Annotated in this window: 20 protein-coding genes and 2 tRNA genes; 14 read left to right on the forward strand and 8 right to left on the reverse strand. The window is 33.5% G+C overall.

Features of this window, described 5'->3' with window-relative positions; all coding sequences use genetic code 11:
• Window positions 1-293: 293 nt before the first annotated feature.
• From ACXGQW_RS02510 to ACXGQW_RS02525, 4 genes are all read right to left on the reverse strand, one after another.
• Window positions 294-1,112 (reverse strand): T9SS type A sorting domain-containing protein, encoded by an 819-nt coding sequence (locus tag ACXGQW_RS02510; protein ID WP_457823531.1) that lies wholly within the window; start codon window positions 1,110-1,112, stop codon window positions 294-296.
• Between the two features lie 206 nt (window positions 1,113-1,318).
• Complete coding sequence (locus ACXGQW_RS02515; RefSeq protein ID WP_457823532.1) at window positions 1,319-3,739, reverse strand: glycoside hydrolase family 2 TIM barrel-domain containing protein; 2,421 nt, start codon at window positions 3,737-3,739, stop codon at window positions 1,319-1,321.
• Window positions 3,740-4,196: 457 nt separating this feature from the next.
• A tRNA-Gln gene (locus ACXGQW_RS02520) sits at window positions 4,197-4,267 on the reverse strand.
• Between the two features lie 64 nt (window positions 4,268-4,331).
• A tRNA-Gln gene (locus ACXGQW_RS02525) sits at window positions 4,332-4,402 on the reverse strand.
• A 222-nt stretch (window positions 4,403-4,624) separates the two neighbouring features.
• Between ACXGQW_RS02525 and ACXGQW_RS02530 the strand changes: the two genes are divergently transcribed.
• Both ACXGQW_RS02530 and ACXGQW_RS02535 read left to right on the forward strand, forming a co-directional pair.
• On the forward strand, window positions 4,625-7,696 hold the full coding sequence (locus tag ACXGQW_RS02530) for a glycosyltransferase family 117 protein (RefSeq protein WP_457823533.1): 3,072 nt from the start codon (window positions 4,625-4,627) through the stop codon (window positions 7,694-7,696).
• 77 nt (window positions 7,697-7,773) lie between these two features.
• Window positions 7,774-8,331 (forward strand): polysaccharide deacetylase family protein, encoded by a 558-nt coding sequence (locus tag ACXGQW_RS02535; RefSeq protein WP_457823534.1) that lies wholly within the window; start codon window positions 7,774-7,776, stop codon window positions 8,329-8,331.
• On the opposite strand, the gene ACXGQW_RS02540 is transcribed toward ACXGQW_RS02535, so the two are convergent.
• On the reverse strand, window positions 8,328-8,624 hold the full coding sequence (locus ACXGQW_RS02540; protein ID WP_457823535.1) for a thioredoxin family protein: 297 nt from the start codon (window positions 8,622-8,624) through the stop codon (window positions 8,328-8,330). The genes ACXGQW_RS02535 and ACXGQW_RS02540 overlap by 4 nt on opposite strands.
• A gap of 218 nt (window positions 8,625-8,842) precedes the next feature.
• On the opposite strand from ACXGQW_RS02540, the gene polA reads away from it, so the two are divergent.
• The 9 genes from polA to ACXGQW_RS02585 all read left to right on the forward strand — a co-directional run bounded on the left by polA (window position 8,843) and on the right by ACXGQW_RS02585 (window position 19,193).
• Complete coding sequence (gene polA / locus ACXGQW_RS02545; protein ID WP_457823536.1) at window positions 8,843-11,638, forward strand: DNA polymerase I; 2,796 nt, start codon at window positions 8,843-8,845, stop codon at window positions 11,636-11,638.
• Window positions 11,639-11,701: 63 nt separating this feature from the next.
• Complete coding sequence (locus ACXGQW_RS02550) at window positions 11,702-12,514, forward strand: TerC family protein (RefSeq protein ID WP_457823537.1); 813 nt, start codon at window positions 11,702-11,704, stop codon at window positions 12,512-12,514.
• 78 nt (window positions 12,515-12,592) lie between these two features.
• Window positions 12,593-13,048 (forward strand): 50S ribosomal protein L13, encoded by a 456-nt coding sequence (gene rplM, locus ACXGQW_RS02555; RefSeq protein ID WP_457823538.1) that lies wholly within the window; start codon window positions 12,593-12,595, stop codon window positions 13,046-13,048.
• A gap of 2 nt (window positions 13,049-13,050) precedes the next feature.
• Entirely contained in the window at window positions 13,051-13,437 is a 387-nt protein-coding gene (rpsI, locus tag ACXGQW_RS02560) for a 30S ribosomal protein S9 (protein ID WP_457823539.1), read from the forward strand.
• A 107-nt stretch (window positions 13,438-13,544) separates the two neighbouring features.
• Window positions 13,545-14,285: a 30S ribosomal protein S2 gene (gene rpsB, locus ACXGQW_RS02565; protein WP_457823540.1), complete on the forward strand. Its 741-nt coding sequence runs from the start codon at window positions 13,545-13,547 to the stop codon at window positions 14,283-14,285.
• An 83-nt stretch (window positions 14,286-14,368) separates the two neighbouring features.
• On the forward strand, window positions 14,369-15,334 hold the full coding sequence (gene tsf, locus ACXGQW_RS02570) for a translation elongation factor Ts (RefSeq protein ID WP_457823541.1): 966 nt from the start codon (window positions 14,369-14,371) through the stop codon (window positions 15,332-15,334).
• 145 nt (window positions 15,335-15,479) lie between these two features.
• Complete coding sequence (gene pyrH / locus ACXGQW_RS02575; protein WP_457823542.1) at window positions 15,480-16,190, forward strand: UMP kinase; 711 nt, start codon at window positions 15,480-15,482, stop codon at window positions 16,188-16,190.
• An 8-nt stretch (window positions 16,191-16,198) separates the two neighbouring features.
• Entirely contained in the window at window positions 16,199-16,753 is a 555-nt protein-coding gene (gene frr, locus ACXGQW_RS02580) for a ribosome recycling factor (protein ID WP_457823543.1), read from the forward strand.
• Between the two features lie 112 nt (window positions 16,754-16,865).
• Entirely contained in the window at window positions 16,866-19,193 is a 2,328-nt protein-coding gene (locus ACXGQW_RS02585) for an efflux RND transporter permease subunit (protein WP_457823544.1), read from the forward strand.
• Between the two features lie 201 nt (window positions 19,194-19,394).
• Here ACXGQW_RS02585 and ACXGQW_RS02590 read toward each other — a convergent pair whose 3' ends face one another.
• The 3 genes from ACXGQW_RS02590 to ACXGQW_RS02600 form a co-directional block, all read right to left on the reverse strand.
• On the reverse strand, window positions 19,395-20,213 hold the full coding sequence (locus ACXGQW_RS02590; protein WP_457823545.1) for a DNA alkylation repair protein: 819 nt from the start codon (window positions 20,211-20,213) through the stop codon (window positions 19,395-19,397).
• Window positions 20,214-20,320: 107 nt separating this feature from the next.
• Window positions 20,321-21,973, reverse strand: coding sequence for a SulP family inorganic anion transporter (locus tag ACXGQW_RS02595; RefSeq protein ID WP_457823546.1), 1,653 nt, complete (start codon window positions 21,971-21,973; stop codon window positions 20,321-20,323).
• 73 nt (window positions 21,974-22,046) lie between these two features.
• Entirely contained in the window at window positions 22,047-22,691 is a 645-nt protein-coding gene (locus tag ACXGQW_RS02600; RefSeq protein ID WP_457823547.1) for a rhomboid family intramembrane serine protease, read from the reverse strand.
• A gap of 60 nt (window positions 22,692-22,751) precedes the next feature.
• On the opposite strand from ACXGQW_RS02600, the gene ACXGQW_RS02605 reads away from it, so the two are divergent.
• From ACXGQW_RS02605 to ACXGQW_RS02615, 3 genes are all read left to right on the forward strand, one after another.
• Complete coding sequence (locus ACXGQW_RS02605; RefSeq protein WP_457823548.1) at window positions 22,752-23,642, forward strand: lysophospholipid acyltransferase family protein; 891 nt, start codon at window positions 22,752-22,754, stop codon at window positions 23,640-23,642.
• 6 nt (window positions 23,643-23,648) lie between these two features.
• Entirely contained in the window at window positions 23,649-24,500 is an 852-nt protein-coding gene (locus ACXGQW_RS02610; RefSeq protein WP_457823549.1) for a LytR/AlgR family response regulator transcription factor, read from the forward strand.
• 147 nt (window positions 24,501-24,647) lie between these two features.
• Window positions 24,648-26,114, forward strand: a complete 1,467-nt coding sequence (locus tag ACXGQW_RS02615) for a phytoene desaturase family protein (protein ID WP_457823550.1) — start codon at window positions 24,648-24,650, stop codon at window positions 26,112-26,114.

The raw sequence follows: 26,114 nt of genomic DNA on the forward strand, positions 1-26,114 counted from the left end.
AAAACTTGCGCGGCTTATTCTAGCAATTTTTAAATGCGTTTGTTTGATATACCCATAGAGCTTTTAAAAAGTTATTTACTTTGATTTTGCGCTTTTGATCGATGTTCTTTGTCTGCTTAATTTCATCAAAGAAACACCAACGAAGGTAAGTCTTAAAATTAAAAGGTTTACTGAAGGACTGAACTACCACTGATCTAATTATAATTTATCTAAAAAAGCGTTTGAAGAACTTACCAAAACAAAAAAAGACCCGATAAAATTATCGGGTCTTTTTAATTTAAAAAGTGTATTTCTTACAAAATAACTTTAACAGATTCTTGCTTGTTTCCTTTAGAAATTTTAACGATATAAATTCCACTTGCCAAACCAGAAGCATCTACTTGCTGACCTGTAATAGAATAAACCGCATCTAAATTAGCACCTGTTACAGTAATAGCACCATTACTTGCATCTACAGAAGCTCCCTCAATTTTAGTAGCTACCGTTGTACTTAGTGTAGAAGTTAATTCCATAGTAATGTTATCGATATATATTGCACTACCAGCAGCAGGGGATGCTTGGAAACCTGTATAATCAACGTTAAACCAACCATTTGCCTCAGCTTCAACAGAATTAATTGTTGAATTCGCTGTTACTTGATGCCATGTGTTTTTAGATAAACCAGTAAAATCGAAAGCTGTTGCAGGGTTACCTGCCTGAGAATTCATACTCAACCTAAGTGTTGTAGGAGTATCCCCTACTAAATAAACCCACACTTTTAAAGTGTAGTTATCTACAACGGTGGTAAAAAAACTTCCTCCGTTACTACCTCTCCAAGTCTGTAATTTTGGTATTGTAGTACCAATAGCAACTAAATCAGTTTTCGCACTGTAAGTTCCGCTTTGTGCTTGCTCACTAGATTGTGTAAAACCATCTACTTGCGTCATAGCATTGACAATGTTAGAAGGAGAAGTTGCACCGTTTCTGGTAGCTGGATCTGCCCCACCAAAAGTCACATCGCCATCATTTTCAAATCCAAAAGCGGCTTCAGGTAGTATGTTTTGTGCATTTAACTGAACACTAGCTCCCAATAATAAAGCTACACTTGCAATCTTAAGTAATTGTTTTTTCATAATGTAATTTGTTTTATAATTAATGTGGGACTAAAATAGTTTAGTTAATGCACTCGATGTATGTCTACTAATAAATAATTTGTGCTTAAACATCATTATTACCAAAACACAAAAAAAACATAAACATCTGATAATGTGAAAAATACAAACTTAGAAGAGCTATTTATTAAAAATATTTTACACATAGCTTTAAGACATCATAAAAATCAAGGTTTGAGAAGAAATCTTTTAGTTTTAAGATTTTTAGATGTTATTTGAAGTGTGATTTTTTCTTTAAAAGTATTAACCTTCAAAACAATTAGACACCTCCCTTTGTTAGTTTTTATTTCATTTTTATTTGTATAACCTTCTACATTGAGATGATTTCCATTTTCCAACGCTAAAATTTTTGCATCACCTGATAAATCAAAATTAAGATTTAGGCTAGCCATGTTCGCTAAGTGATTTTTTTTATCGAGTACACGAACCTCTACTTGAACCACACTCCCCTCCTTTATTTTCTCTGGAAAAACTCGAACATCTATTTTTTCTGGTTTTTCGTAAGTATCTAATTTAAATTCGCAAACCTCATGCCCCCCAACAACACCTTTAGCAATCAATGTACCAGGCTCAAACCTAAGTTCTTTCCATTTAACAATCCAATTAGAGAAGTCTTTTAACTGCTTATTTCCAATCTTACGGTTGTTTAAGTAGAGATTGACAGATTCACAATTTGTATAGGTTACCAAATCGTATGATTTTCCTTCTTCTAAGTTCCATGTTTCGTTAACAGGAGGAGAAGACCATCTACCTGATGTAGAAAAATCGTCCGAATCGCCCTTGTAAACGGCTATTCTCACCATAGGCTCATCAGACCATAACGCTTGATATAAGTACGATACCTCTCTTCTGAATCCTGCGAAGTCAATTAAGCTTGAATTAGATCCTAATTTTGAAAAACTTTTACTCTCTCCCAAATAATCGATACCAGACCATAAAAATAAGCCAGCATTATAATCATTACTCATCACGTCCAACCAAGGTGATTTTTCCATGGAAGCAAATCTTTTTTCTAACTCACTGTTAAAATACCTATAACTCTCAGTGCTTAAATAGGCTTTATCTGGATGCTGTTTTTTTATTTCTTCACACCATTGCTCTCCGTAGTTAAGAGCTATTAAGTCCATGAATTGGCAAGAATCTAATATATTTTTAATTTTTTGTCTGTAAGGCATATCTTTTCCTCGTTCCATTCCAGAAACTACAGGTCTTGTGCTATCTATGGATCTAACAAAAGAAGTGTATTTTTTTAACCCTACATTTTGATTAACACTACCTGGGCTGTGATTTTCGTTACCAACACTCCAAATAATTACAGATGGATGATTTCTGTCCCTCTTGATTGTTTGTTCGTAATTTTTTTGCCATTCCAATTCAAAAAATGGATCTCCAAAACCCGAAGGGTTAAAAAAGTTGCTTTTTTTATTTTTTTTTGACAAATAAGTCTCATCATGATTCCATTTATCCACGAATTCATCCATTACAAGAAATCCCATCTCATCACATAAATCCAAGAATTCTGGAGCAAACGGATTGTGTGCTGTTCTAATTGCATTACATCCTATAGATTTGAGCTTAGATAGTCTCCTTTGCCAAACCTCTAAAGGAACAGCAGCTCCGAGAGAACCTGCCTCGTGATGCAAACAAACTCCTTTTATTTTGAGATTTTTATTGTTCAGAAAAAAACCTCTGTCAGCATCAAATCTGATATCTCTTATTCCAAAATTAGTGACATAGCTATCTATCAACTCGTTTCGAGTCCATAACTCAACTTCTAACTTGTACATATTTGGAGTATCAACACTCCATAAATTGGGATTTGATATGTTTAGCTCTAACTCTTCATTATAGTCCTTTAGCAAATTAACAACGATAGCTTTATTAGAGTTTGCCACAAGAATTTTATTTTTGTCATAAACTGTTGTCTTTACAATTAGGTCCTCATATCCTTTAAAGTTTTCTATCTCCGCATTCACTTTAACGACAGCCTTAGATTTAGAAACCTGAGGAGTCGTTACACTTACTCCCCAGTTTTTAATATGCAATTTATCTGTAATGGTTAACCAAGAATTTCTATAGATACCAGAACCTGAGTACCATCTGCAATTAGGCTGTACTGAGTTATCTACCCTAATCGCTATTCTATTTCTCTGACCAGTTGGATTTAAAAATTCAGTTATATCAAAATAAAAACTCGTATAACCATCATACTGTGCACCAACATACTCTCCATTTATCCAAATTTTTGAATGTCTGTAAATACCATCGAATTGAATTTCCACATGTTTTTCTTGGCTACCTGATGGTAAGATAAACTCTTTACTATACCATGCCACTCCTCCTGGAAACCAAGCGTTTCTTCCTGAATTTTTTTTACTGGTTTTATGTTCGATACTCCAATCATGAGGTAGATCTAACTCCCTCCAATCAGAATCATCAAAATCCTTTGTTTTAAAAACCGAACTATCTTTTAAGATAAATTTCCAATCTTTATTAAAGGATAGTTTCTGTCTCCCTTTCTTTTGTCCACAAACAGAAATCGACACAAAAAAGACCATGCATACATGGACCAAGATTATATTTTTCATCATTGAAATATTTAATAATACGTTTGAATTTACTTGTTAGAGATTCTTATTGTTTATAAAAGTAATTTTTACATCAATCCCCAAACCAAAACATGTGTTCTACCTCTTAAAGTCTTTTTTTAAACAAACCTAAAAAAACAGACTCATCGCATGATTTAAATAATTTCGCTAAGTTTATTAAGCATTGATTTTGTCCTACTCGTTTGAGTCTATTTCTATAAAAAGGTTGAAAATACACTCAAGAAAACTTCAATTCCTACTTAAAAATAGAGAAACATCAGGTAATTACTTTCTATTATCCAGAATACTTACAAGATATGTAAATAGACGTTAAATAAACTGAAGATTTTTAATTACGTTAATCTGCTAAAACATTAATTTACACAATGCGATATTAGAATATAGTTATTAAAATTAAAAGATGGCTGAGAGTGTTGAGAATTGATAGTTTCAAAAGTTGTCCCACAAGGACTCGAACCTTGAACGACGGTACCAAAAACCGCTGTGTTACCATTACACCATGGGACAATAAGTAGCAAATGCTTTATTAGGTAAACTATCTTAGAATCTTATTAAAATTAAGATTGCTTTGTTGTCCCACAAGGACTCGAACCTTGAACGACGGTACCAAAAACCGCTGTGTTACCATTACACCATGGGACAGTGCATTTGCGGTGGCAAATATACACCTATTCTATAATTTTGCAATACTTTTTCGAAAAAAATAACACTTTGTTGGCTTGTAAAATACTAGCTATTGAAATACAAGGTTTTACTCATATTTAGAAAAAATAAGGTGATTTAAAAGAACATTTTTAAGCTAAGCATTTATCAATCTTTATATTTGACTAAATTTGTGATTTAAAAATAGTCTTAACTCTTGTAATGAAAGAACATTCATATCAAAAATGGAACGTAGTCCTTGGTTGGATTGCTTTTAGTATTTCCTTAATAACATACACTTTAACCCTTGAACCTACGGTTAGTTTTTGGGACTGTGGGGAGTATATCTCTACAGCTGTTAAACTAGAAGTTGGACACCCTCCTGGTGCTCCATTGTTCCAAATGTTGGGAGCTTTTTTTGCCACTTTCAGCACTTCTCCCAGTAACATTGCTTATATGGTGAATTTTATGTCTGGTTTGGCTAGTGCCTTTACTATTCTATTTATGTTTTGGTCTCTGACCAATTTAATTAAAAGAGTTGCTGTAAAAAATGGTGAACTAACTAATAGCAAAGCCATCGCAATTCTAGGAGCTGCCTTTGTAGGAAGTTTAACGTACACCTTTTCCGATAGTTTTTGGTTTAGCGCTGTAGAAGCAGAGGTTTATGCCATGTCTTCTTTTTTAATGGCTCTTTTATTTTGGCTAGGTTTAAAATGGGAATCGTCTTTTTCAACGGCCAGGGGTAACAAGTGGTTAATTTTAATATGTTTTGTTATTGGTTTGTCTTTTGGAGTTCATATACTTGCTTTATTGGTAATTCCTTCCTTGGTTTTTATTTATTTAAACAATTACTACCAAAAATATACTATCAAAAATTTTGTTATGGCCAATGTCATTGCTATTGGTGCGCTTGTTTTTATTTTTAAATTCTTGTTCCCTTTTACTTTAAAGTTTTTCAGCGCTTCTGAATTATTCTTTGTGAACAACCTAAGTATGCCGTTTAATTCTGGTAGTATTATTGCGGGTATTGTGATTGTTGTCGGGTTTTACTTTGGCTTATCCTATACTAAAAAACGTAAGCAATACGTAGCAAACATCGCCCTATTATCTATAGCTTTTGTGATGATTGGTTTTTCTTGCTGGTTAATGCTTCCTATAAGAGCAAATGCCAACACCACCATTAACGAAAATAATCCGTCATCCGCTAGAGAATTATTGGCCTACTACAATAGAGAGCAATATGGTGATGCAAATATTTTTTATGATACTTATTACTCCTCTAAATACGATAGAGAACCCGCTTTGGACAGCAATGGAGATCCTATATTGATTGATGTAAAACCCAAATACGAAAAGGATTATAAATCTGGCAAATACATTATTGTGAATGATTACAAGAATGCCGAAGAAAAAACATCTGACAAACACAAAGGTTTTATACCAAGAATGGTTGTACCGGGATTGGAACAAAATTACAAATCAATTGTAGGTATTCCGGCCAAGAGTAAAGCCAAACCAACTTTTGCTCAGAATGTAGAGTTTATGGTCAAATATCAATTTGGCTATATGTACTTTAGATATTTATTCTGGAATTTTGTTGGAAAACAAAACGATATCCAAGGAAGATTGGATCCGTTCAACGGAAACTGGATATTAGGCATAGACTTTATAGATGCTATTTTTCTAGGTTCTCAAAAAAATCTTTCTTCAGAAGTTATAAATAACAAAGGAAGAAATATCTATTATGGTATTCCTCTTTTACTAGGGATTATCGGTTTGGTCTTTCAGTATAACAGGGACAAACGAAATTTTTACAATTTATTGCTATTTTTTGCTTTCACAGGATTTGCTATCATTTTTTACACCAATCCTAAACCTTTTGAACCAAGAGAAAGAGATTACGCAATTGTAGGTTCTTTTTACATTTTTGCCATGTGGGTTGGCTTTGGTGTTTACGCTATTTGGAATAAAATCAACCAAGTGAAACCTCTTAAATCTTTTGCATACATTGTCCCTTTATGTTGCCTACTCATCTCCCCTGTTCTTTTGGCTTCTGAAAACTGGGACGACCACGATAGATCTAACAAATACACCGCTCATTTTAATGCAAAAGCGTACTTAGATTCATGTGACAAAAATGCTATTATATTTACCATTGGCGACAATGATACTTTTCCGCTTTGGTATTTGCAAGAAGTGGAAGGATATAGAACAGATATAAAAATTGTAAATACAAGTTTACTTGCTACCGACTGGTATATAGACCAAATGAAACGCAAGACTTACGAAGCACCTCCTATTCCATCGCAGCTTACTCACAAGCAATACAAACACGGTACTTTAGATGTAGCTTACCACACAGGTCAATCTAATGAGAGGTGGGATATTAGAAATTTCATGAAATGGATTGATTCTTCAGACAAAAGAACTTACATAGAAATTGGTGAAGATAAGTTTGAAAAATTCTACCCAACTAACAAACTCAGATTAAATGTGGATAAACAAGCTGTTTTAAAAAATGGCATTGTAAAAGCTAAAGACTCCGCACTTATTGTAGATTTTATGGATCTTGATGTAGATGATAGGGGTCTAACCAAAAACAGAACTTTGATGCTGGATATTTTAGCAAACAACAACTGGGAAAGACCTATTTATTTTACGGGTGGTTCTAACGACGATGCAGAATATCTATGGTTAAAAGATTATTTACAATTAGATGGAATGGCTTTTCAACTAGTTCCTATAAAAACAGAAAGCGAATATGGTATCTTAGGAATGGGTCGTATTGATTCTGATAAAATGTATCGTCAAGTAAAAAACTGGGACTTTGGACACAGAGGTAAAGATTTTTATTTAGATGCAGAGTCTAGAAAAAACTCTATATCATACAGAAACAATATTTCTAGATTAGTAGAAGTTTTAATGAATGATGGAAAATTAGAAAAAGCTGAGGAAGTACTAGACATTAGCTACAACAAGATGCCTATTAAAGATTATATGCAATATGGAGTATGTCTTGGATTTCCAGAACAGTACTACTTGCTAGACAAACCTAAAAAAGCTAGGCTTGCTGCCAATCAATTGATTCAGATATTTCAGGAACAGTTGCAATATTACAGCCATCTAAGTCCCCGACAAATTGATACTGTTTTTAGTGATGTTGAAAACTCTTTTAAACTTTACCAAACCATTGCTGCGGACGTTAACAAATATGACAACGACGAAGATTACAAAAACAAAGTAGAAACAGAGTTTATCGGTCATATCAAGTTATTTGAAGATATCCTTAAATAATGTTCAGACCTTATCCTGTCAAAATTCCCAAAATACTTCAATCCCTTTTTAAACAATGGGTTTGGAGTTTTAACACCTTGGAAAAAGAAATATACTTAACGTTTGACGATGGACCTATTCCTGAAATTACTCCGTGGGTTTTAAATCAGTTAGAAAAGCATAGCGCGAAAGCCACCTTTTTTTGCATCGGAGATAATGTGCAAAAAAATCCTGAAATTTTTGAGCAAATTTTGGAACAAAATCACGCTGTAGGTAACCACACTTTTAGCCATCTCAAAGGATGGAATATAGAGACCAAAAAATACGTAGAAGACACTATTCTAGCGGAAAATTTATTTCCTAAAAACGTATCGCAAAAACTATTTAGACCTCCTTATGGAAAGCTAACAGGAAATCAGTCTAATGAGTTGCAAAAATTGGGTTATAAAATAATTATGTGGAGTGTGCTTAGTGGTGACTTTGACCAAAATTTATCAGCCAAACAATGCACAAAAAATGTGATAAAGAATTGTAATAAAGGAGATATTATTGTTTTTCACGACAGCATTAAAGCTTTCCCTAGGCTTAAAGAAACACTTCCTGCTGTATTGAAGCATTTAACCGAACAAGGCTACACCTTTAAATTGATTGGTTAAACGTATTGCTGCATTAAGGAAATTAGCGTATCAGCATCTTGAGCCCCGGCCTGCCTCCATTGCATTACTCCGTTTTTATAAATAGCAAAAGTTGGACTCGCCTCTACTTTTAAGGCATCTGCTAAAATTTCATTTTTTTGTGTGTCAATTTTTATCACCTTGGCTTTATCTCCCAGGGCAGCAGCAACATCTCTCAATACCACTCCTGTCACCTTATCTTCATCCGACCAATGAGCATAAAAATCTATTAAAACAGGTATTTCAACATTTATTAAATCTCCAAATTTAGTCATACAACATACTTTTAAGTTACTAAGAAGTAAGTCTATAGAAGACCAACTCCGTATTGCAATATAACTTTTTTATCAAAAAAACAAAGAAAAGCACCCTAATATAGGCTTATTCTGAACATTTTTTAATAATTATTAATGATTTAGGTGTCAAATCAACCAAAACCAGTCTTTAAATTTTATCAATTTTAATTACATTTACCCATCTCAAAACAATAGTTATGGCCAATCAAAAAAGACTCTTTTTATTAGATGCTTATGCACTTATTTTTAGAGGATATTACGCTCTTATTAAAAACCCTAGAATTAATTCTAAAGGAATGGACACCTCCGCTATTTTAGGATTTACCAATTCTTTACTAGATGTCATCAGAAGAGAAAAACCAGAACTGCTAGCTGTTGCTTTTGATAAAGGGGGTTCTTCCTTAAGAACTGAGGCCTTTACCGAATACAAGACCAACAGACAAGAAACTCCAGAAGCTATTAAAATTGCCATTCCTTATATACAAGAAATTTTAAAAGCGATGAACATTCCCATTATTGAAGTAGAGGGATTTGAGGCTGATGACTTGATTGGAACAATTGCAAAACAAGCAGAAAAAAATGGTTGCCAGGTTTATATGGTCACTCCCGACAAAGATTACGCACAACTAGTGTCTGAAAATATTTTTATGTACCGACCTGCTAGAATAGGGAACGGAATTGAGATTTGGGACGTTGATAAAGTAAAAGAAAAATTTGAGGTAGACTCACCTCTACAAGTGATAGATTATTTAGGAATGATGGGAGATGCTGTAGATAACATCCCAGGACTCCCTGGTGTTGGAGATAAAACTGCTAAAAAATTCATCAAACAATACGGTTCCATTGAAAACCTTTTTGCGAACACACATGAGCTAAAAGGGAAAATGAAAGAAAAAGTTGAAGCCAATAAGGAGTTAGGGCTACTTTCTAAGCAATTAGCTACCATCATGTTGGATTGTCCCGTTAAGTATAATGAAGAAGATTATACGATGTGTAAACCCAACCAAGAGGAAACTACCAAAATATTTCAAGAGTTGGAGTTTAGAAGAATTGCGGATAGTTTTAATAGACTTTTTGCCATAGATGCACCCCAATTAGAAGTACCAAAATCTGAATCTACAGACGGAGAACCTCAACTAGACTTGTTTGCTACTCCTAATACTCATCATCAACAAGTAACTATTACTTCTGGGTTTAAAACCATCACGGACACCGATTCCCTCTATCAATATTTAGATACCGATACGGCTAGAAGGTTGTTTTTAAAAAAATTAATCAATCAGCCTAAAGTTGCTTTTGATATCATCACAGAAAAGGAAAACTTTGTAGACGTTATTATTGGTTTTAGTTTTTCTTACGAAGCCAAAACAGGATACTACATTCCCGTAAACAATAATAAACAGACTGTTTTTAACGAGTTAAAACACTTTTTTGAAAACGAACATATTGTTAAAATTTCTTACGACACCAAAAGCAATATAAAGCTTTTAGCACAGTACGACATTGAATTTAAAGGTGCTTTTTTTGATACTAGTTTGGCTCATTATCTACTGCATCCAGATATGAGACATCAATTGGATATATTGTCGGAAACATACTTGGGTTACGAACTTAAAAATCAAGAATCTGTCATTGGAAAAGGAAGGAATAAATTAAAATTCTCAGAGGTTGCTTTAACAAGTATCACCGCTTACACGTGCGAACAATCGGACGTTAATTTTCAGTTGGAAACTTTCTTCTCCAAAGAACTCACTGAAAATAATTTAGAAAAATTATTTTACAACATAGAGCTCCCTTTGCTTAAAGTACTGGCTATTATGGAGCTAGAGGGGATTAATTTAGATGTAGATTACTTAAGTGAATTGTCTGATGTGTTAACCAAAGATATTTTAAGTTTGGAGGCAGAAATCTTTCAATTATCCGGAGAGGAATTTAATATTGCATCTCCTAAACAATTGGGTATTGTGTTGTTTGAGAACATGAAATTGATAGACAAACCCAAAAAGACAAAAACAGGTCAGTATGCTACGGGAGAAAATGTTTTAAGTAAGCTGGCAACAGAGCACGAAATCGTAGCGAAAATATTAGAATATCGAGGATTGGTTAAGCTAAAGAACACCTACGTAGATGCACTTCCTAATGAGGTAAATCCTGTAACTAAAAGAGTCCACACCACTTACAACCAGTCTACCGCGGCTACAGGTAGATTAAGTTCTAACAATCCAAACCTACAAAACATACCGATTAGAACAGAAAGAGGTAAGCAAATAAGAAAAGCATTTATTAAAAAGAATGATGACTATGTGTTATTTGCTGCAGATTATTCTCAAATAGAACTTAGATTAATCGCCGAATTGAGTCAGGATCCAGAAATGTTGGCTTCTTTTCAAAACGGTGATGATATCCACAAATCTACTGCTGCTAAAGTTTTTGGAATTGCTATTGAAGAGGTAACAAGAGAGCAACGTAGCCATGCTAAAACGGTAAACTTTGGAATTATATATGGTGTATCTGCATTTGGGTTGAGCCAACAAACGAATTTAAGCAGAAAAGAATCTAAAGAATTAATTGATACTTATTACAAAACGTATCCTACTTTAAAAGCTTATATGTCTAGCCAAGTAGACTTTGCCAAGGAAAATGGATATGTAAAAACCTTACTCGACAGACGTAGATATTTAAAAAACATCAATTCTGCCAATGCTATTGTTCGCTCCGCTGATGAGCGAAATGCGGTGAACGCACCTATTCAGGGTACCGCAGCAGACATTATTAAAATAGCGATGATTGATATTCAAAAGGCCTTGGAAGAGGGTGATTATAAAACCAAAATGCTACTACAAGTGCATGATGAATTGGTTTTTGATATGCATAAGGAAGAGGTGGAAATTTTAAAACCCTTAATTGTTTCTAAAATGGAAAATGCGTACAAACTTAACGTACCTCTTGTGGTGGATACGGATATGGGAGATAATTGGCTAGATGCACATTAATTTTAATTTCTTTTAAAAAACCTACACGTTAAATTATATACTATAATACAATAACTTATTGCTATGGAAAATTTATTTTCAATTGAAAGCTTAATTACATTATTTATGTTAATCCTTTTACAAGCTGTGCTGGGATTCGATAATCTTTTATATATCTCCTTAGAGTCACAAAAAGCTCCTAAAGAAAAACAAAGCGCTGTTAGAAAAATTGGAATCAGTTTGGCCATCGCTTTAAGAATTGTATTGCTATTTGTCTTAATGTATTTGATACAGTTTTTTCAGGATCCTTTTTTAAAAATCGATACGAAAATCTTTCATTTAGAACTTAATGTGCATGCAGTGATTGTTTTGGTAGGGGGTGTTTTTATTTTATATACTGCTGTAAAAGAAATATGGCATATGATGCACATTGACCCTAACGATCATCATCAAAACAACGGTGAAAATAAATCTGCCAAAAGCGTTATTGCTTGGATTGTGGTGATGAACTTAATTTTTTCTTTTGATTCTATTTTGAGTGCCATGGCTCTAACCAGTCACTTGCCTTTTTCAACTCAATTAATATTAATGACTATTGCCATTGTAACGGGAGGATTGCTAATGATATTTCTTGCTGATAAAATCTCCACCTTTTTACAAAAAAACAGAATGTACGAAGTGCTCGGTTTATTTGTATTGTTAATTGTAGGAATTATGTTGTTATCTGAGGGAGGTCATTTGGCACATATCAGTATTTTAGACAACCACGTGACCCCTATGAGTAAAACTACTTTTTATTTTGTAATTACTGTATTGGTGCTTATTGATATTGTACAAGGGAAATATCAAAAAAAGCTATTGGCTAAAAATAATTCTAAAAAACAGATTGTCAAATAAATAATAAATCATACTTTTGCAATCCCTTGGAGAATCCAAGAAGAATTATTGTTTAATTATTACAAAAACTAAGTGTAAATGAACACATTAAGTTACAAAACAGTATCGGCTAACAAAGCTACTGTAGACAAGCAGTGGATTTTGGTTGATGCGGACGGACAAACATTGGGTCGTTTAGCTTCTAAAGTTGCAAAACTAATTAGAGGTAAGCACAAACCAAGTTACACTCCTCACGTAGATTGTGGAGACAACGTTGTTATTATCAACGCTGAAAAAATTCAATTAACTGGAAAAAAGTGGGATGACAAGTCTTACATCCGTCACACAGGATATCCAGGTGGTCAAAGAAGTTTATCTGCTACAGAAATGTTCGAAAAAGATCCTACAAGATTAATCGAAAAAGCAGTAAAAGGAATGTTACCTAAAAACAAATTAGGAAGCGCTCTTTACAGAAACTTATACGTTTATGCTGGTACTGAGCACGCACAAGAAGCTCAACAACCAACAGCTATTAACTTAAACGACCTTAAATAAACATGGAAACTATTCACAAAATTGGTAGAAGAAAAACTGCCGTAGCAAGAGTATATGTTTCTGAAGGGAAAGGAAACATTACTATCAATGGTAAAGAGTTAACAAACTACTTTACTACGGGTACATTACAATACAAAGTAAAACAAGCTTTATTATTAACAGAAAACTTAGAATCTTTTGATATTACAGTAAATGTATTTGGAGGAGGAGTTACTGGACAAGCAGAAGCAATTCGTTTGGCTATTTCTAGAGTTTTATGTGAAATTGATGCTGAAAACAGAACGATCTTAAAACCAGAAGGATTATTAACTCGTGACCCTAGAATGGTTGAACGTAAGAAATTTGGTCAAAAGAAAGCAAGAAAGAAGTTCCAATTCTCAAAGCGTTAATCTTTTACAATTATATATTAAAATTAATCGATTGTTTAGCAAAAATAGTAGAGACTTCTACACAGAACTACTCTCCTATTGCTAACATCTAAACAATAACCCATATTATGGCAAATATTCAAGAATTATTAGAAGCTGGTGTACACTTTGGACACTTAACTAGAAAGTGGAATCCAAGTATGGCTCCTTTCATCTACACAGAAAGAAACGGAGTTCACATCATCGACTTGTACAAGACTTCAGCTAAAATTGACGAAGCATCTGCTGCTTTAGAAAAAATAGCTGCATCAGGAAGAAAGATCTTATTTGTTGCTACAAAAAAGCAAGCTAAAGATATCGTTGCAGAAAAAGCTGGAGCTGTAAACATGCCTTACATCACTGAAAGATGGCCAGGTGGTATGTTAACTAACTTTGTTACTATCCGTAAAGCTGTTAAAAAAATGGCTCAAATTGATAGAATGAAGACTGATGGATCTTTTGATGCTTTATCTAAAAGAGAAAAATTACAAATCGACCGTCAAAGAGCTAAATTAGAAAAGAACTTAGGTTCTATCTCTGATATGACTCGTTTACCTGGTGCTTTATTTGTAATTGATGTTAAAAAAGAGCACATCGCTGTAGCAGAAGCTAAGAAATTGAACATTCCTGTTTTTGCAATGGTAGATACCAACTCTGACCCTAGCCCAATTGACTTTGTAATTCCATCTAATGATGATGCTTCTAAGTCTATTGATAAAATTTTATCTTATACTACTGAAGCGGTTGCTAAAGGGTTAAGTGAAAGAAAAGCTGGTAAAGATGCTCCTGCTGAAGCTCCTAAAGAGGCAGCTACAGAAGAAGCAAAATAATCATACAAAATTAACATGCAACGGTACAAATCTTTTATATTTTTGTACCGTTCATTTTTATAAAAACTTTAAATAATAATACTATGGCAGATATTAAAGCAGCTGACGTGATGAAATTAAGAAAATCATCAGGAGCTGGAATGATGGACTGTAAAAAAGCTTTGATTGAAGCTGAAGGAGATTTTGATAAAGCTATTGACGTTTTACGTAAGAGAGGTCAAAAAATGGCTGCAAAAAGAGCTGACCGTGAGTCAAGCGAAGGTGCTGCTATCTCTGTTGTAAATAACGACAAAACTGTGGGTGTTTCTATCGTATTAGGATGTGAAACTGATTTTGTTGGTAAAAACGATGATTTTGTTGCTTTGGCAAAAAGCTTAGCAGCTCACGCTTTAAACTTTAAGACTAAAGAAGAGTTTTTAGCTTCTGAGTACGAAGGTTTAACTGTTGCTGATAAACTAGTTGAGCAAACTGGTGTTGTTGGTGAAAAATTAGAAATTAACGATTTTACAAGAGTAGAAGCTCCTTTTGTAGGTTCTTATATTCACGTAGGAAACAAAATTGCTTCTTTAGTAGGTTTATCTAAAGCTATTGAGGGTGCAGATGCTTTATCTAGAGACATTGCAATGCAAGTTGCTTCTATGGGAGCTACTTCTTTATCTTATAAAGATTTTGATCCTGCATTTGTTACTGCTGAAACTGAAGCAAGAATTGCTGCGATTGAAAAAGACAATATTGAACTAGGAAGATTAGGGAAAACATTAAAAAATGTTCCTCAATTTATTTCTAAGTCTCAATTAACAGAAGAAGTTTTAGCTAAGGCAGAAGAAGCTGCTAAAGCTGAATTAGCTGCAGAAGGTAAACCAGAAAAAATCTGGGATAGAATTTTACCAGGTAAAATGGAAAGATTCGTATCTGACAACACTACTTTAGATCAAGAGCAATGTTTACTAGATCAAAACTTTATCAAAGACGAAAAGAAAACTGTTGCAGAATATGTTGCAGCTTCCAACGTTGAAGTTACTGCATTTACAAGAGTATCTTTAGGATAATTTATTCTAAACATTATAACTTATACCAAACCTCTCATTAGGCAATGAGAGGTTTTTTTGTATTTGTAATTCTTTTGTAAAACATGTAATTAGATTCCCTAATTTTATCTCAAAATTTTATATTTGCACAACCTAACTAACAATTATGCAATACAAAAGAATACTTTTAAAATTAAGTGGAGAAGCTTTAATGGGAGATAATCAATATGGTATTGATCCTAAAAGATTAGCGGAATATGCAGATGAAATTAAAGCGGCTGTAGACACTGGTTTAGAAATTGCAATTGTGATTGGTGGCGGAAATATTTTTAGAGGAATTTCTGGTGCCGCTCAAGGAATGGACAGAGTTCAAGGAGATTACATGGGAATGTTGGCAACTTGTATCAATGGTATGGCATTACAAAGTGCTATAGAAGCTGTTGGTGTACAAACAAGACTGTTAACAGCCATTAAAATGGAAGAAATTGCAGAACCTTTCATCAAACGTAGAGCGGTTAGGCATTTGGAGAAAGGGAGAGTCGTAATTTTTGGTGCAGGAACTGGTAACCCCTACTTTACCACGGATACAGCCTCTGTACTACGTGCTATCGAAATACAAGCAGATGTTATTTTAAAAGGAACACGCGTAGATGGAATTTATAGCGCTGATCCAGAAAAAGATCCAAATGCTACCAAATTTGAGTCCATCTCTTATAGAGACGTATTAGACAAGGGCTTAAAAATCATGGATTCTACTGCGTTTACGTTGAGTGAAGAGAACAGTTTACCTATTTTAGTTTTTGATATGAATACCAAAGGAAACTTGCAAAAATTAATTCAAGGAGAAGATATAGGAACAATAGTTACAAATAAATAATATACAAGATGAACGAAGAAGTTACATTTATTATAGATAGCACCAAAGAAGGAATGGATGCTGCCATTGCTCACTTGGTTAAAGAATTTGGAAATATTAGAGCTGGAAAAGCAAGTCCAGCAATGCTTGGAAGCGTTATGGTAGATTACTACGGATCTCAGACTCCATTGAGTCAAGTAGCTAACGTGAACACCACAGATGCACAAACCATTACCATTCAACCTTGGGAAAAAAATATGATTCCTGAAATTGAAAAAGGAATTATGTTATCAAACTTAGGTTTTAATCCTATGAATAACGGTGAAAGTATTATTATTAACGTTCCTGCGTTAACTGAAGAAAGACGTAAAGAACTGTCTAAAACAGCTAAAGCAGAAGCAGAACACGCTAAAGTAAGCGTTAGAAATATCCGAAGAGATTCTAACAACGATATTAAAAAAACTGATGTTTCTGATGATGAGAAAAAGGCTGCAGAAGCTGATGTTCAGGAATTAACAGACAAATTTATCAAGAAAATTGACGAATTATATACTGTAAAAGATGGGGAAATTATGAAGGTTTAACTTTCATTATTTTACCATTAACAACATAATACCATTTAAAGCTATCTAACAAAGTATTTTATTACTAAATTAGATAGCTTTTTAATATCACTACCATTTCCCTTTATATCAAATGAAATTTTGGAATCGATTAGCTAGAACTATTTTAACGAACAGAATTAGCACACTTATATTTATTTTACTGATTACTGTTTTATTAGGTTCTCAGTTTAAAAACGTGCAATTCTCGTACAACGAAGCTAATTTATTACCCGAAGATCATCCAGTAAATATTGAATACAACGAATTTCTAAATATTTTTGGAGAAGAGGGGAACATTGTGGTACTAGCTGTACAAGACAGCACGCTACTACGAGATGCCAAAAAGTTCAACAACTGGTTAGTTTTGGCTGATGATATTGCCAACTTTAAAACTGAAATTGAAGGAGTTATCTCTTTCAGCAACATTAAAGAACTTAAAAAAAATGTTGCTCTCCAAAAATTTGAGCTATCTCCCCTGTTCAATAAAAAATTATTCGATCAGAAAGAAATAGACAGTATTAGGAGTCATATTTTCAACAACCTTCCTTTTTACGACAATCTATTATTCAATAAAAAAACTGAGACTGTACAAACCATTGTCTATATCGATAAGGAGGTAGTAAACACCAAGAGAAGATCAGATTTTATAAAAGACACTTTTAATCCTTTAATCAATCAGTTTAATAAAGATAACGACGTACAAGTTAGAATCTCTGGTATGCCCTACGTAAGAAGCATGAATGCTGCAAGCGTAAAGTCTGAAATGGGTATGTTTGTCGTTTTAGGTTTGGGCGTTACTGGACTCATCTTTTTCTTATTTTTTAGATCCGTAAGAGCTACAGCCATCACCCTTACGGTGGTTATCGTAGGAGTTTTATGGTCTTTTGGTTTTATTGGATTGTTTGACTACAGAATATCTATTTTAACCGCTTTAATACCTCCGCTAATTATTGTTATTGGAGTTCCTAACGCTATTTTTCTAATTCATAAGTATCAGCAAGAAGTATTTAAGCATGGGAACAAAATTAAATCTTTACACAGAGTTATTACCAAAGTCGGTAATGCCACGCTAATGACCAATGTTACCACTGCTGCTGGTTTTGCAACGTTTATATTTACTAAGAGTCAAATTCTTAAAGAGTTTGGTGTTGTGGCATCGGTTAGTATTTTAGGAATATTTGTGCTGTCTTTGTGTTTAATTCCAACCCTGTATAGTTTTATGCCTCTGCCAAAGGCCAAACACTTAAAACATTTAGAGAAAAAGTGGGCTGATGGTATTATTAAGGGAATGACAAGAGTAGTGAGTCATCAAAAAAAATATGTGTATTTGGTAACTCTTGCTCTGGCCATATTAGGTGCTCTTGGGGCTAGCAAAATTAAGGTGTCGGGAAGTTTGATTGAAGATATGTCTAAAAAAACTCAGTTTTATAAAGATATTGTTTTCTTTGAAAAAGAGTTTGGTGGTATTCTCCCTTTGGAAATTTTAATCGATACTAAAAAAAATAAAGGGGTGATGAAATTGAGTACGCTCAAGCGTATTCAAAAGTTAGAGGAAGAAATTTTAAAAATACCTGAACTTTCCAAACCTATCTCTATCAACAATCTGGTAAAATACTCTAAACAAGCTTTTTACAATGGAATCCCTGACTACTATGACCTACCAACCTCACAGGAAAAAAACTTTATTTTAGGATTTGCCAAAAACTCTGGTGCTAACAATGATGCTTTGAGCAACATGGTGGATAAAACGGGTAGATATGCTCGTGTCACTACATTTATGAAAGATATTGGTACTGAGAGAATGGAACAAATTCAACACCGTTTGCAATTAATTATTGATAAGAACTTTCCAAGTAAAAAATACGCTGTGAGCATGACTGGAAAAGCCTTAGTGTTTGTAAAAGGAACCAATTACCTAATTAACAATTTAACGATATCGCTCAGCTTAGCAATTATTCTCATCTCCCTTTTTATTGGTTCTTTATTTAAAGACTATAAAATGATTTTAATTTCTTTAGTTCCTAACTTGTTTCCGCTATTGTTAACTGCTGGAATTATGGGTTTTTTGGGAATTCCTTTAAAGCCTTCTACTATACTTGTGTTTAGCATTGCTTTTGGTATATCTGTCGACGATACTATTCATTTTTTGGCTAAATACAGACAGGAATTGAAGTCTAGTGGAGGACAGATAAAAAATTCTGTATACAAAGCTTTAAAGGAAACTGGAATTAGCATGTTCTATACCTCCATTGTTTTATTCTTTGGTTTTTTAGTTTTTATCATTTCTAGTTTTGGAGGTACAAAGGCTTTAGGTGGGTTGGTTTCAATTACGCTGTTATTTGCCATGCTTTCTAACTTAATTATTCTTCCTTCTCTTTTATTAACTTTTGAAAAAAAAATGAGTAAGAAGTCCCATTAGTAGCAAAGATTCATCATACTGATGAAGCAGCATAGTAAACTGTCATTAGCCTTTTGAGGATGTAACTTGGGTGGAAAGTTAGACGATTGTAGACAAACAGTTTTACATATGTAACATTATGATTTACATCGTATTATTATGTAAAATACAAGAAAGTAGAATACCTAAATCTTTATTAATTGTGGCTTCTGCTGCAAGCAGTTATTTTTTATCAATCGTTCGTCTAGCTCGTTTTATTATTTTCTCAGTTTCCTTTGTAGGAGAGTCCTTTTTCCACTTTTCACAAAGCGCAACTACAAAATTAGGTTTCGTTTTACTTGCATCGTTCAGCCAATTTCCAACGCTATTTTGAACATAGTCAGACTTGTCCGATTTTAAATTTTCCAAAATAGGTAAAGCCATTTCGGGATTTTCCTTTAATTTCTCAATATGCTTACACCAAACGCCTCTCGGTCTTGTTGATTCAGTTGTAAAACGTCTTATATTTTCGTCTTTGTTTTTTGTCCAACCACTTAAAATATCTATGGACTTTATCAAATTGGTATCAATTTCAGGTCGTAAGGCCATCCAAACAACTTCACGAACTCCAAAATGAGTATCGGCAATTAATTTTTCTGATTGATAAAGTTTTTCGCTTATACACAATTTTTTATCTAAAGATTTTAGATACGGTGCATAGCATCGAATAGAATCGGATGGATGTGTGCTCAAATTATCAAAGATTGAGCTTAATTCTTTACTAGTTGAATATAATTCATAAAGCATTGAACCAACTAATTTTGTTGTGTTCATTGTAGAAGGTTTTTTCTGATTTTTAATGTTCTCAGAAATCAACTTTATTTTTTCTTTGGAGATGCCGATTTTTAAAAAGCTTGTATTTACAAGTTTTAAATGGTCTACCGCTAACCACTCCGTTAAGTTAACGGATTCAATTTTTCCGTCATTCAGCAATCCCAATACTTCTTTTGGAATATCTTGTGCTTTTCTTGCTCCTTTACGATAGAGTATTTCTTCGTTCATTTTTGCAGTTTTTCAATTGTCTACAACAAATAGCACCATTGACTTACATTGTCAAGGTATAATGAAATAATTTATCCCCCCTGTTAAACAAATATTGTGAATAAAAACTAAGCATCATTTAATCCCTTGGTAAAAGCTTCAGGGTTTTCAACTAAATGATAACGAGGATCATCAATATTTTCAATAATCATATCGTTAAATTTGGCATCAGCCTTTCTCAACAGTACTTTACAATCTTCACTCAAGTGTCTCAATTTAACTTCTTTGCCTAAGTCATTGTACTTATTAACAATACTTTTTATAGCCTCTAAACCAGAATGATCGCTTACTCTAGATTCTATAAAATCTATTTCTATGTATTTTGGATCATTTTTAGGGTCAAACTTTTCATTAAATACATTAACCGATCCAAAAAATAAGGGTCCCCAAATTTCGTAGGTAGGCACTCCGTCTTTAATTCTTTTTCTGGCTCTAATTCTCACTGCATTTTCCCACGCGAACACCAATGCAGAAATAATCACTCCTGCAAAAACGGCAATAGCCAAATCAAAAACAACTGTAATTACAGATACCGCTATCAATACAAAAGCATCGGCTTTAGGTATTTTTCTCAAAATTCTGATACTTGACCATGCAAAAGTTTCAATCACCATTACAAACATCACTCCTACCAACGCAGCAATAGGAACTTGCTCAATGTATCTATCTGCAAAAAGAATGAATGACAACAAAGTTAAAGCCATCGTAATTCCAGACAAACGTCCTCTTCCCTCAGCATTGATATTAATTACTGTTTGACCAATCATACCACAACCCCCAGTACCCCCTAAAAGTCCACTCGTAATATTTCCCACTCCTTGAGCAATACATTCTCTATTCCCATTTCCTTTTGTATCTGTAAGTTCGTCCACCAAATTCATAGTCATTAGAGATTCTATCAACCCTACAGAAGCTGCCAAAAATGCATACGGAAGCAAAAACGTGAACGTATCTAAGTTAAAGGGTAAGTTTTGCCATAGCTCCATATTGGGTGTAGGAAATTCCCCCTTTAAACCTTCTCCTCCTCCTTCTCTAATGTAAGAACCTACTGTAGAAACATCCATTCCAGACAATACAACAATTAAAGTAACAATGATGATCGCTGTTAGAGATGCGGGTATTTTTTTAGTGAGCTTTGGTAATAAAAAAATAATGGCCATGGTTAAACCTACCAAACCAATCATGGTATACAATTCACTTCCTTCCATAAAAGTGGTAATGTATTGCTTTACCCCATCCGTAGAGACTTGTAATGTTTTGTGGCTAAACATTTTAACCTGAGCCCAAAAAATAACAATGGCCAAACCATTCACAAATCCTAGCATTACGGGGTGCGGTATTAATTTAACAAAACGTCCCAATTTAAAAACCCCAGCCAAAATCTGAATAATCCCCATAAGTATTACCGCTCCTAACAAATAGAAATATCCCATGTTTTCTATGGGCTGGTCAAATAGCATTCCTTTTTGATGACCTTCTTGAATCATATGTACAAAGATAACAGCTACTGCTCCAGCAGCACCAGAAATTAAACCTGGTCTCCCTCCAAAGACTGCTGTAATTAACCCAATGATAAATGCTCCTGACAAAGCTACCAAAGGATCTATTTGAGCAACGAAAGCAAAGGCAACTACCTCTGGTATCATGGCTAAAGAAACCGTCATCCCTGCTAAAATATCATCTTTAGGTTTTATGGTAAAACCATTAAAAAATTGACCCATATCTCTCTATTTTTAAGAACTGCAAAAATAGGTTTTAAAAATGAGCTAAACCAATATTATGACTTTGAATTACTTACTGAAAAAGGTTCCTTTTTTGAAGCACTAATAGAACAACAATCGGGATGGCAAGTAACAGCGTTTGCAACGGATGAACTAGTAAAACTTTGGGATTGAACAACGGTGTTAATCCAAAACCTGCAATAGCTCCTCCAATATGTGCAGTGTGCCCAACGTTACCTATTTGCTTTTTCATTCCGTAAATGGAATAAAACAAATATCCAATTCCAAAAACATAACCTTTAATAGCAATGGGCAAAGGAAAAATATACAATTCCATGTTGGGATATAAAACGATACTCGCATAAACGATACCCGTTACGGCTCCAGAAGCTCCCACAGCAGAGTAATATGGATCTGACTTGTGAATTAGCAAGGATAAATAGTTACCTGCTAATAAACTTAAAGCATATATTAATAGGTATTGAGGTATGTTAAAATAATACAAAACTGTATTAGAGAATAGGTATAAAGCATACATATTAAAACCCAAATGTAGATAGTCTACATGTAAAAATCCGGACGTAAACATTCTGTACTTCTCCCCTCTTTGAATACTTAATACGTTGAATTTATATTTGTTAAAAAACAATACATTATTAAAACCTTGTAAGCTAAACAATACGTTGGCTGCAATTAGAATGATGACAATTAATTTCATTTTGTTAAGATTTAGTTTTCTCCAATATATATACGATATTTGTTTCTCTATTTTAATGAAATGAATAAAGACAAAATTATTTTTTGGATACTGTATCCAATCATTTTTTTAATATCAAAATTACCTCTTTGGATTCTTTATGGCATCTCAAATCTATTATATTATTTGGTTTATTACCTTATAGGCTACAGAAAAAAAACGGTTAGAAAAAACTTAAAAATTTGCTTTCCTTACAAAAGTAAAACAGAAAGATTAGATATTGAAAAAAAGTCGTTTAGGCACTTTGTTGATATTTTTATTGAAATGTTAAAAGGCTTTGGTATTTCTCAGAAAGAACTCAATAAAAGATATAAGTATATGAATCCTGAGGTCTTTAGAGAACTTGAAGGATTGAACAAAAGCGTTATTTTACTAGGTGCTCATCACGGAAACTGGGAATGGTTGTTTAACATCAACAACCACACTAGCTTAAAGTGTTTCGGAGCTTATAAAAGAGTGAAAAACAAATACTTTGATAAGTACGTTAGAGAGAACAGAGGTCGATTTGGTTCTTATTTTGTTCCTACTCACGATACTATACCTCAAATTGTAAGCAATTACAGAAAAGGAATTCCTTCTATCTACGGATTGCTAAGTGACCAATCCCCCTCACTAAAGAAAACTCACTATTGGGCCCCGTTTTTTAACGAGATAGTTCCCATACATACTGGAGCAGAAATGTTGGCTAAAAGATTTAATTTTTCCGTAATTTACATGAAAATTAAAATGCCAAAGCGAGGCTACTATGAAATTACATTCGAAATACTATCTACAAACCCACAAAAATCCGATGGTTATCCGTTAACCGATATCTATCTGAAACAAGTAGAACGTGATGTTTCTGAAAATCCTGAAATATATTTTTGGACACATGATAGATTTAAACACATAGGAAAACAACCCCCACGATAAAAAAACATGATTGAACAATTTAAAGAATGGTGTAACAAACCTTATTTTTTAATAGATAAGAATAACGTAAAATTATCAATGGTTATTGGGGTGGGAATTTTTACCTATATGTTCCTCTTAATTTTTCAGCCATACGGTATAGAAGTTGTTATCAATGAAAACCCTTTGCTAATTGTTGGTTATTCAGTATTAGTTAGCTTTAGCTTATTCATTAGTTATTTTGCATTACCAAAATACTTTCCATATTATTTTAGCGTTAGAAGTTGGACCGTACAAAAAGAAGCTAGCTTTTTGCTAATTTCTTTTTTGATTATTTCTATCTCAAATTACTTCTATCACAATGCTTTTGTCGCCCAATACATGCCCAAATTTTCTTTTTTAAAATTTATGTGCTTGGTATTATCTATAGGTATATTCCCTGTATTACTTATTATTTTTATGATTGAACGTTATTTGTATAAAAAGCACAATACCGTCCCTACTGAAATTATAGAGAAAATAAGAAAAGAAAAGAAAGAGATGGTTAGTATACCATCGGATAATATTAACGTGCCCCCCCTAGTTTTAGATATAGACGATATTTTGTTTGCGCAATCTAACAACAATTATACGACCATTGTATATATAGAGGACAATAAAGTTAAGCAAGAACTCATAAGAGTTACTTTAAAAAAGGTTTATGAAATATTAAAAACCTATCCTCAGTTTGCGAGATGTCACAGATCTTTTTTGGTTAATAAAAACGAAATTATTGAGGTAAAGGGTAACGCCAGATCTTTGCAAGTAAAACTGAGATACGTTAACGACATTATTCCTGTATCTCGTTCTTTTCCTAAGGAAGAACTGTTAAAACAGTAAAACTTAGGTTGCCTGTTAACTAAAAATTCTATCCCAAACCTCCCATTAATCACAAAAACAACCAAAACACACCTTATATTTACTAGTTTATTTTGATATCTTTATTATTGTACTACTCTTAACTAAAAGAGATTTCTAAACTAGGATATGAAAAAGAACAAAAGAATAACTATCATAGGTGCTGGGTTTTCGTCCTTGTCCGCAAGTTGCTATTTAGCCAAATTAGGATATGACGTAACCATTTTGGAAAAAAACAACCATGTAGGTGGACGAGCACAACAATTGAAAAAAGATGGTTTTGTTTTTGATATGGGACCAACGTTTTATTGGATGCCCGATGTATTTGATAAATTTTTTAATGATTTTAACAAAACTACTTCGCAGTATTACGAGATTAAACAGCTAGATCCTGGTTATCAAGTTTATTCTGACGTAGAAAAATCTATCACAATTGCTGCAAACTTTGAAACTATTGTTGCCACTTTTGAAAACATAGAAAAAGGAGCTGGTAAATCTCTTAAAAAATTCATTGCTGATGCAGAAGAAAACTACAACTTAGCCATCAAAGATTTAGTGTACAAGCCTGGTGAAAATCTAATGGAAATTATAACTCCTAAAACTGCTTTAAAAGTAGGCTCTTTTTTCAGCAACATTAAATCTCAAGTAGCAAAGCATTTAAAAAATCCTGAATTAAAGCAAATTTTAGAATTCCCAGTACTTTTTCTGGGAGCTAAACCAGAAACTACTCCTGGTTTTTACAATTTCATGAACTATGCCGATTTTAAATTAGGAACATGGCATCCTATTAAAGGGATGCACCAAGTAGCCCTAGGTATGGCTAAATTGGCAGAAGAGTTGGGCGTAACCATTGTGTTAAATCAAGATATTACTGCTATCAATACTCAGAACAATACCGTTACCTCTGTAAGCACCATCGACTCTTCTTTTGATTGCGACATTCTTTTAAGCGGAGCAGATTATCATTTTACAGAAACGTTACTGCCTCAATCATTAAAACAATATTCTGAAAAGTATTGGGATAAGAAAACATTTGCTCCCTCGGCATTGTTATTTTACGTAGCTTTTGATAAAAAAATAGAAAATGTGGAGCATCACACCTTATTTTTTGATACCGATTTTGGAGCCCATTCAAAATCTATTTACGACACCCCCGAATGGCCCGAAAAACCTTTATTCTATGCTAGTTTCCCTAGTATTACCGATGATTATTTTGCCCCAGAAGGGAAAGAAGCTGGAACTTTTCTAATTCCTATTGCTCCTGGCATAGAAGATACACCTGCTATTAGAGAAAAATATTTTAACATTATTGTTAATAGATTAGAAAAAAACACAAACCAAGAGATTGCTTCTTTCGTAAGTTTTAAAGAAAGCTATTGTATTAAAGATTTTGAAGATCAATTTAACTCATATAAAGGAAACGCATACGGTTTGGCCAACACCCTACTGCAAACTCATATATTAAGACCCAAATTAAAAAGTAAAAAAGTAGACAATTTGTACTTTACAGGACAATTAACTGTTCCAGGGCCCGGAGTACCACCTGCTATTATATCGGGAGAAATTGTAAGTGAATTAATCCATAAAAACCATTAA

Source organism: Wenyingzhuangia sp. IMCC45533 (assembly GCF_054111225.1).

Bases quoted from the DNA above. Each gene is read 5' to 3' on its own strand.
- ACXGQW_RS02615 (WP_457823550.1), top strand. From the start codon at position 24,648: ATGAAAAAGAACAAAAGAATAACTATCATAGGTGCTGGGTTTTCGTCC.
- rpsB (WP_457823540.1), top strand. From the start codon at position 13,545: ATGGCAAATATTCAAGAATTATTAGAAGCTGGTGTACACTTTGGACAC.
- ACXGQW_RS02610 (WP_457823549.1), top strand. From the start codon at position 23,649: ATGATTGAACAATTTAAAGAATGGTGTAACAAACCTTATTTTTTAATA.
- rplM (WP_457823538.1), top strand. From the start codon at position 12,593: ATGAACACATTAAGTTACAAAACAGTATCGGCTAACAAAGCTACTGTA.
- tsf (WP_457823541.1), top strand. From the start codon at position 14,369: ATGGCAGATATTAAAGCAGCTGACGTGATGAAATTAAGAAAATCATCA.
- ACXGQW_RS02595 (WP_457823546.1), bottom strand. From the start codon at position 21,973: ATGGGTCAATTTTTTAATGGTTTTACCATAAAACCTAAAGATGATATT.
- rpsI (WP_457823539.1), top strand. From the start codon at position 13,051: ATGGAAACTATTCACAAAATTGGTAGAAGAAAAACTGCCGTAGCAAGA.
- ACXGQW_RS02540 (WP_457823535.1), bottom strand. From the start codon at position 8,624: ATGACTAAATTTGGAGATTTAATAAATGTTGAAATACCTGTTTTAATA.
- pyrH (WP_457823542.1), top strand. From the start codon at position 15,480: ATGCAATACAAAAGAATACTTTTAAAATTAAGTGGAGAAGCTTTAATG.
- ACXGQW_RS02600 (WP_457823547.1), bottom strand. From the start codon at position 22,691: ATGAAATTAATTGTCATCATTCTAATTGCAGCCAACGTATTGTTTAGC.
- ACXGQW_RS02530 (WP_457823533.1), top strand. From the start codon at position 4,625: ATGAAAGAACATTCATATCAAAAATGGAACGTAGTCCTTGGTTGGATT.
- frr (WP_457823543.1), top strand. From the start codon at position 16,199: ATGAACGAAGAAGTTACATTTATTATAGATAGCACCAAAGAAGGAATG.
- ACXGQW_RS02510 (WP_457823531.1), bottom strand. From the start codon at position 1,112: ATGAAAAAACAATTACTTAAGATTGCAAGTGTAGCTTTATTATTGGGA.
- ACXGQW_RS02605 (WP_457823548.1), top strand. From the start codon at position 22,752: ATGAATAAAGACAAAATTATTTTTTGGATACTGTATCCAATCATTTTT.
- ACXGQW_RS02550 (WP_457823537.1), top strand. From the start codon at position 11,702: ATGGAAAATTTATTTTCAATTGAAAGCTTAATTACATTATTTATGTTA.
- ACXGQW_RS02590 (WP_457823545.1), bottom strand. From the start codon at position 20,213: ATGAACGAAGAAATACTCTATCGTAAAGGAGCAAGAAAAGCACAAGAT.
- polA (WP_457823536.1), top strand. From the start codon at position 8,843: ATGGCCAATCAAAAAAGACTCTTTTTATTAGATGCTTATGCACTTATT.
- ACXGQW_RS02585 (WP_457823544.1), top strand. From the start codon at position 16,866: ATGAAATTTTGGAATCGATTAGCTAGAACTATTTTAACGAACAGAATT.
- ACXGQW_RS02515 (WP_457823532.1), bottom strand. From the start codon at position 3,739: ATGAAAAATATAATCTTGGTCCATGTATGCATGGTCTTTTTTGTGTCG.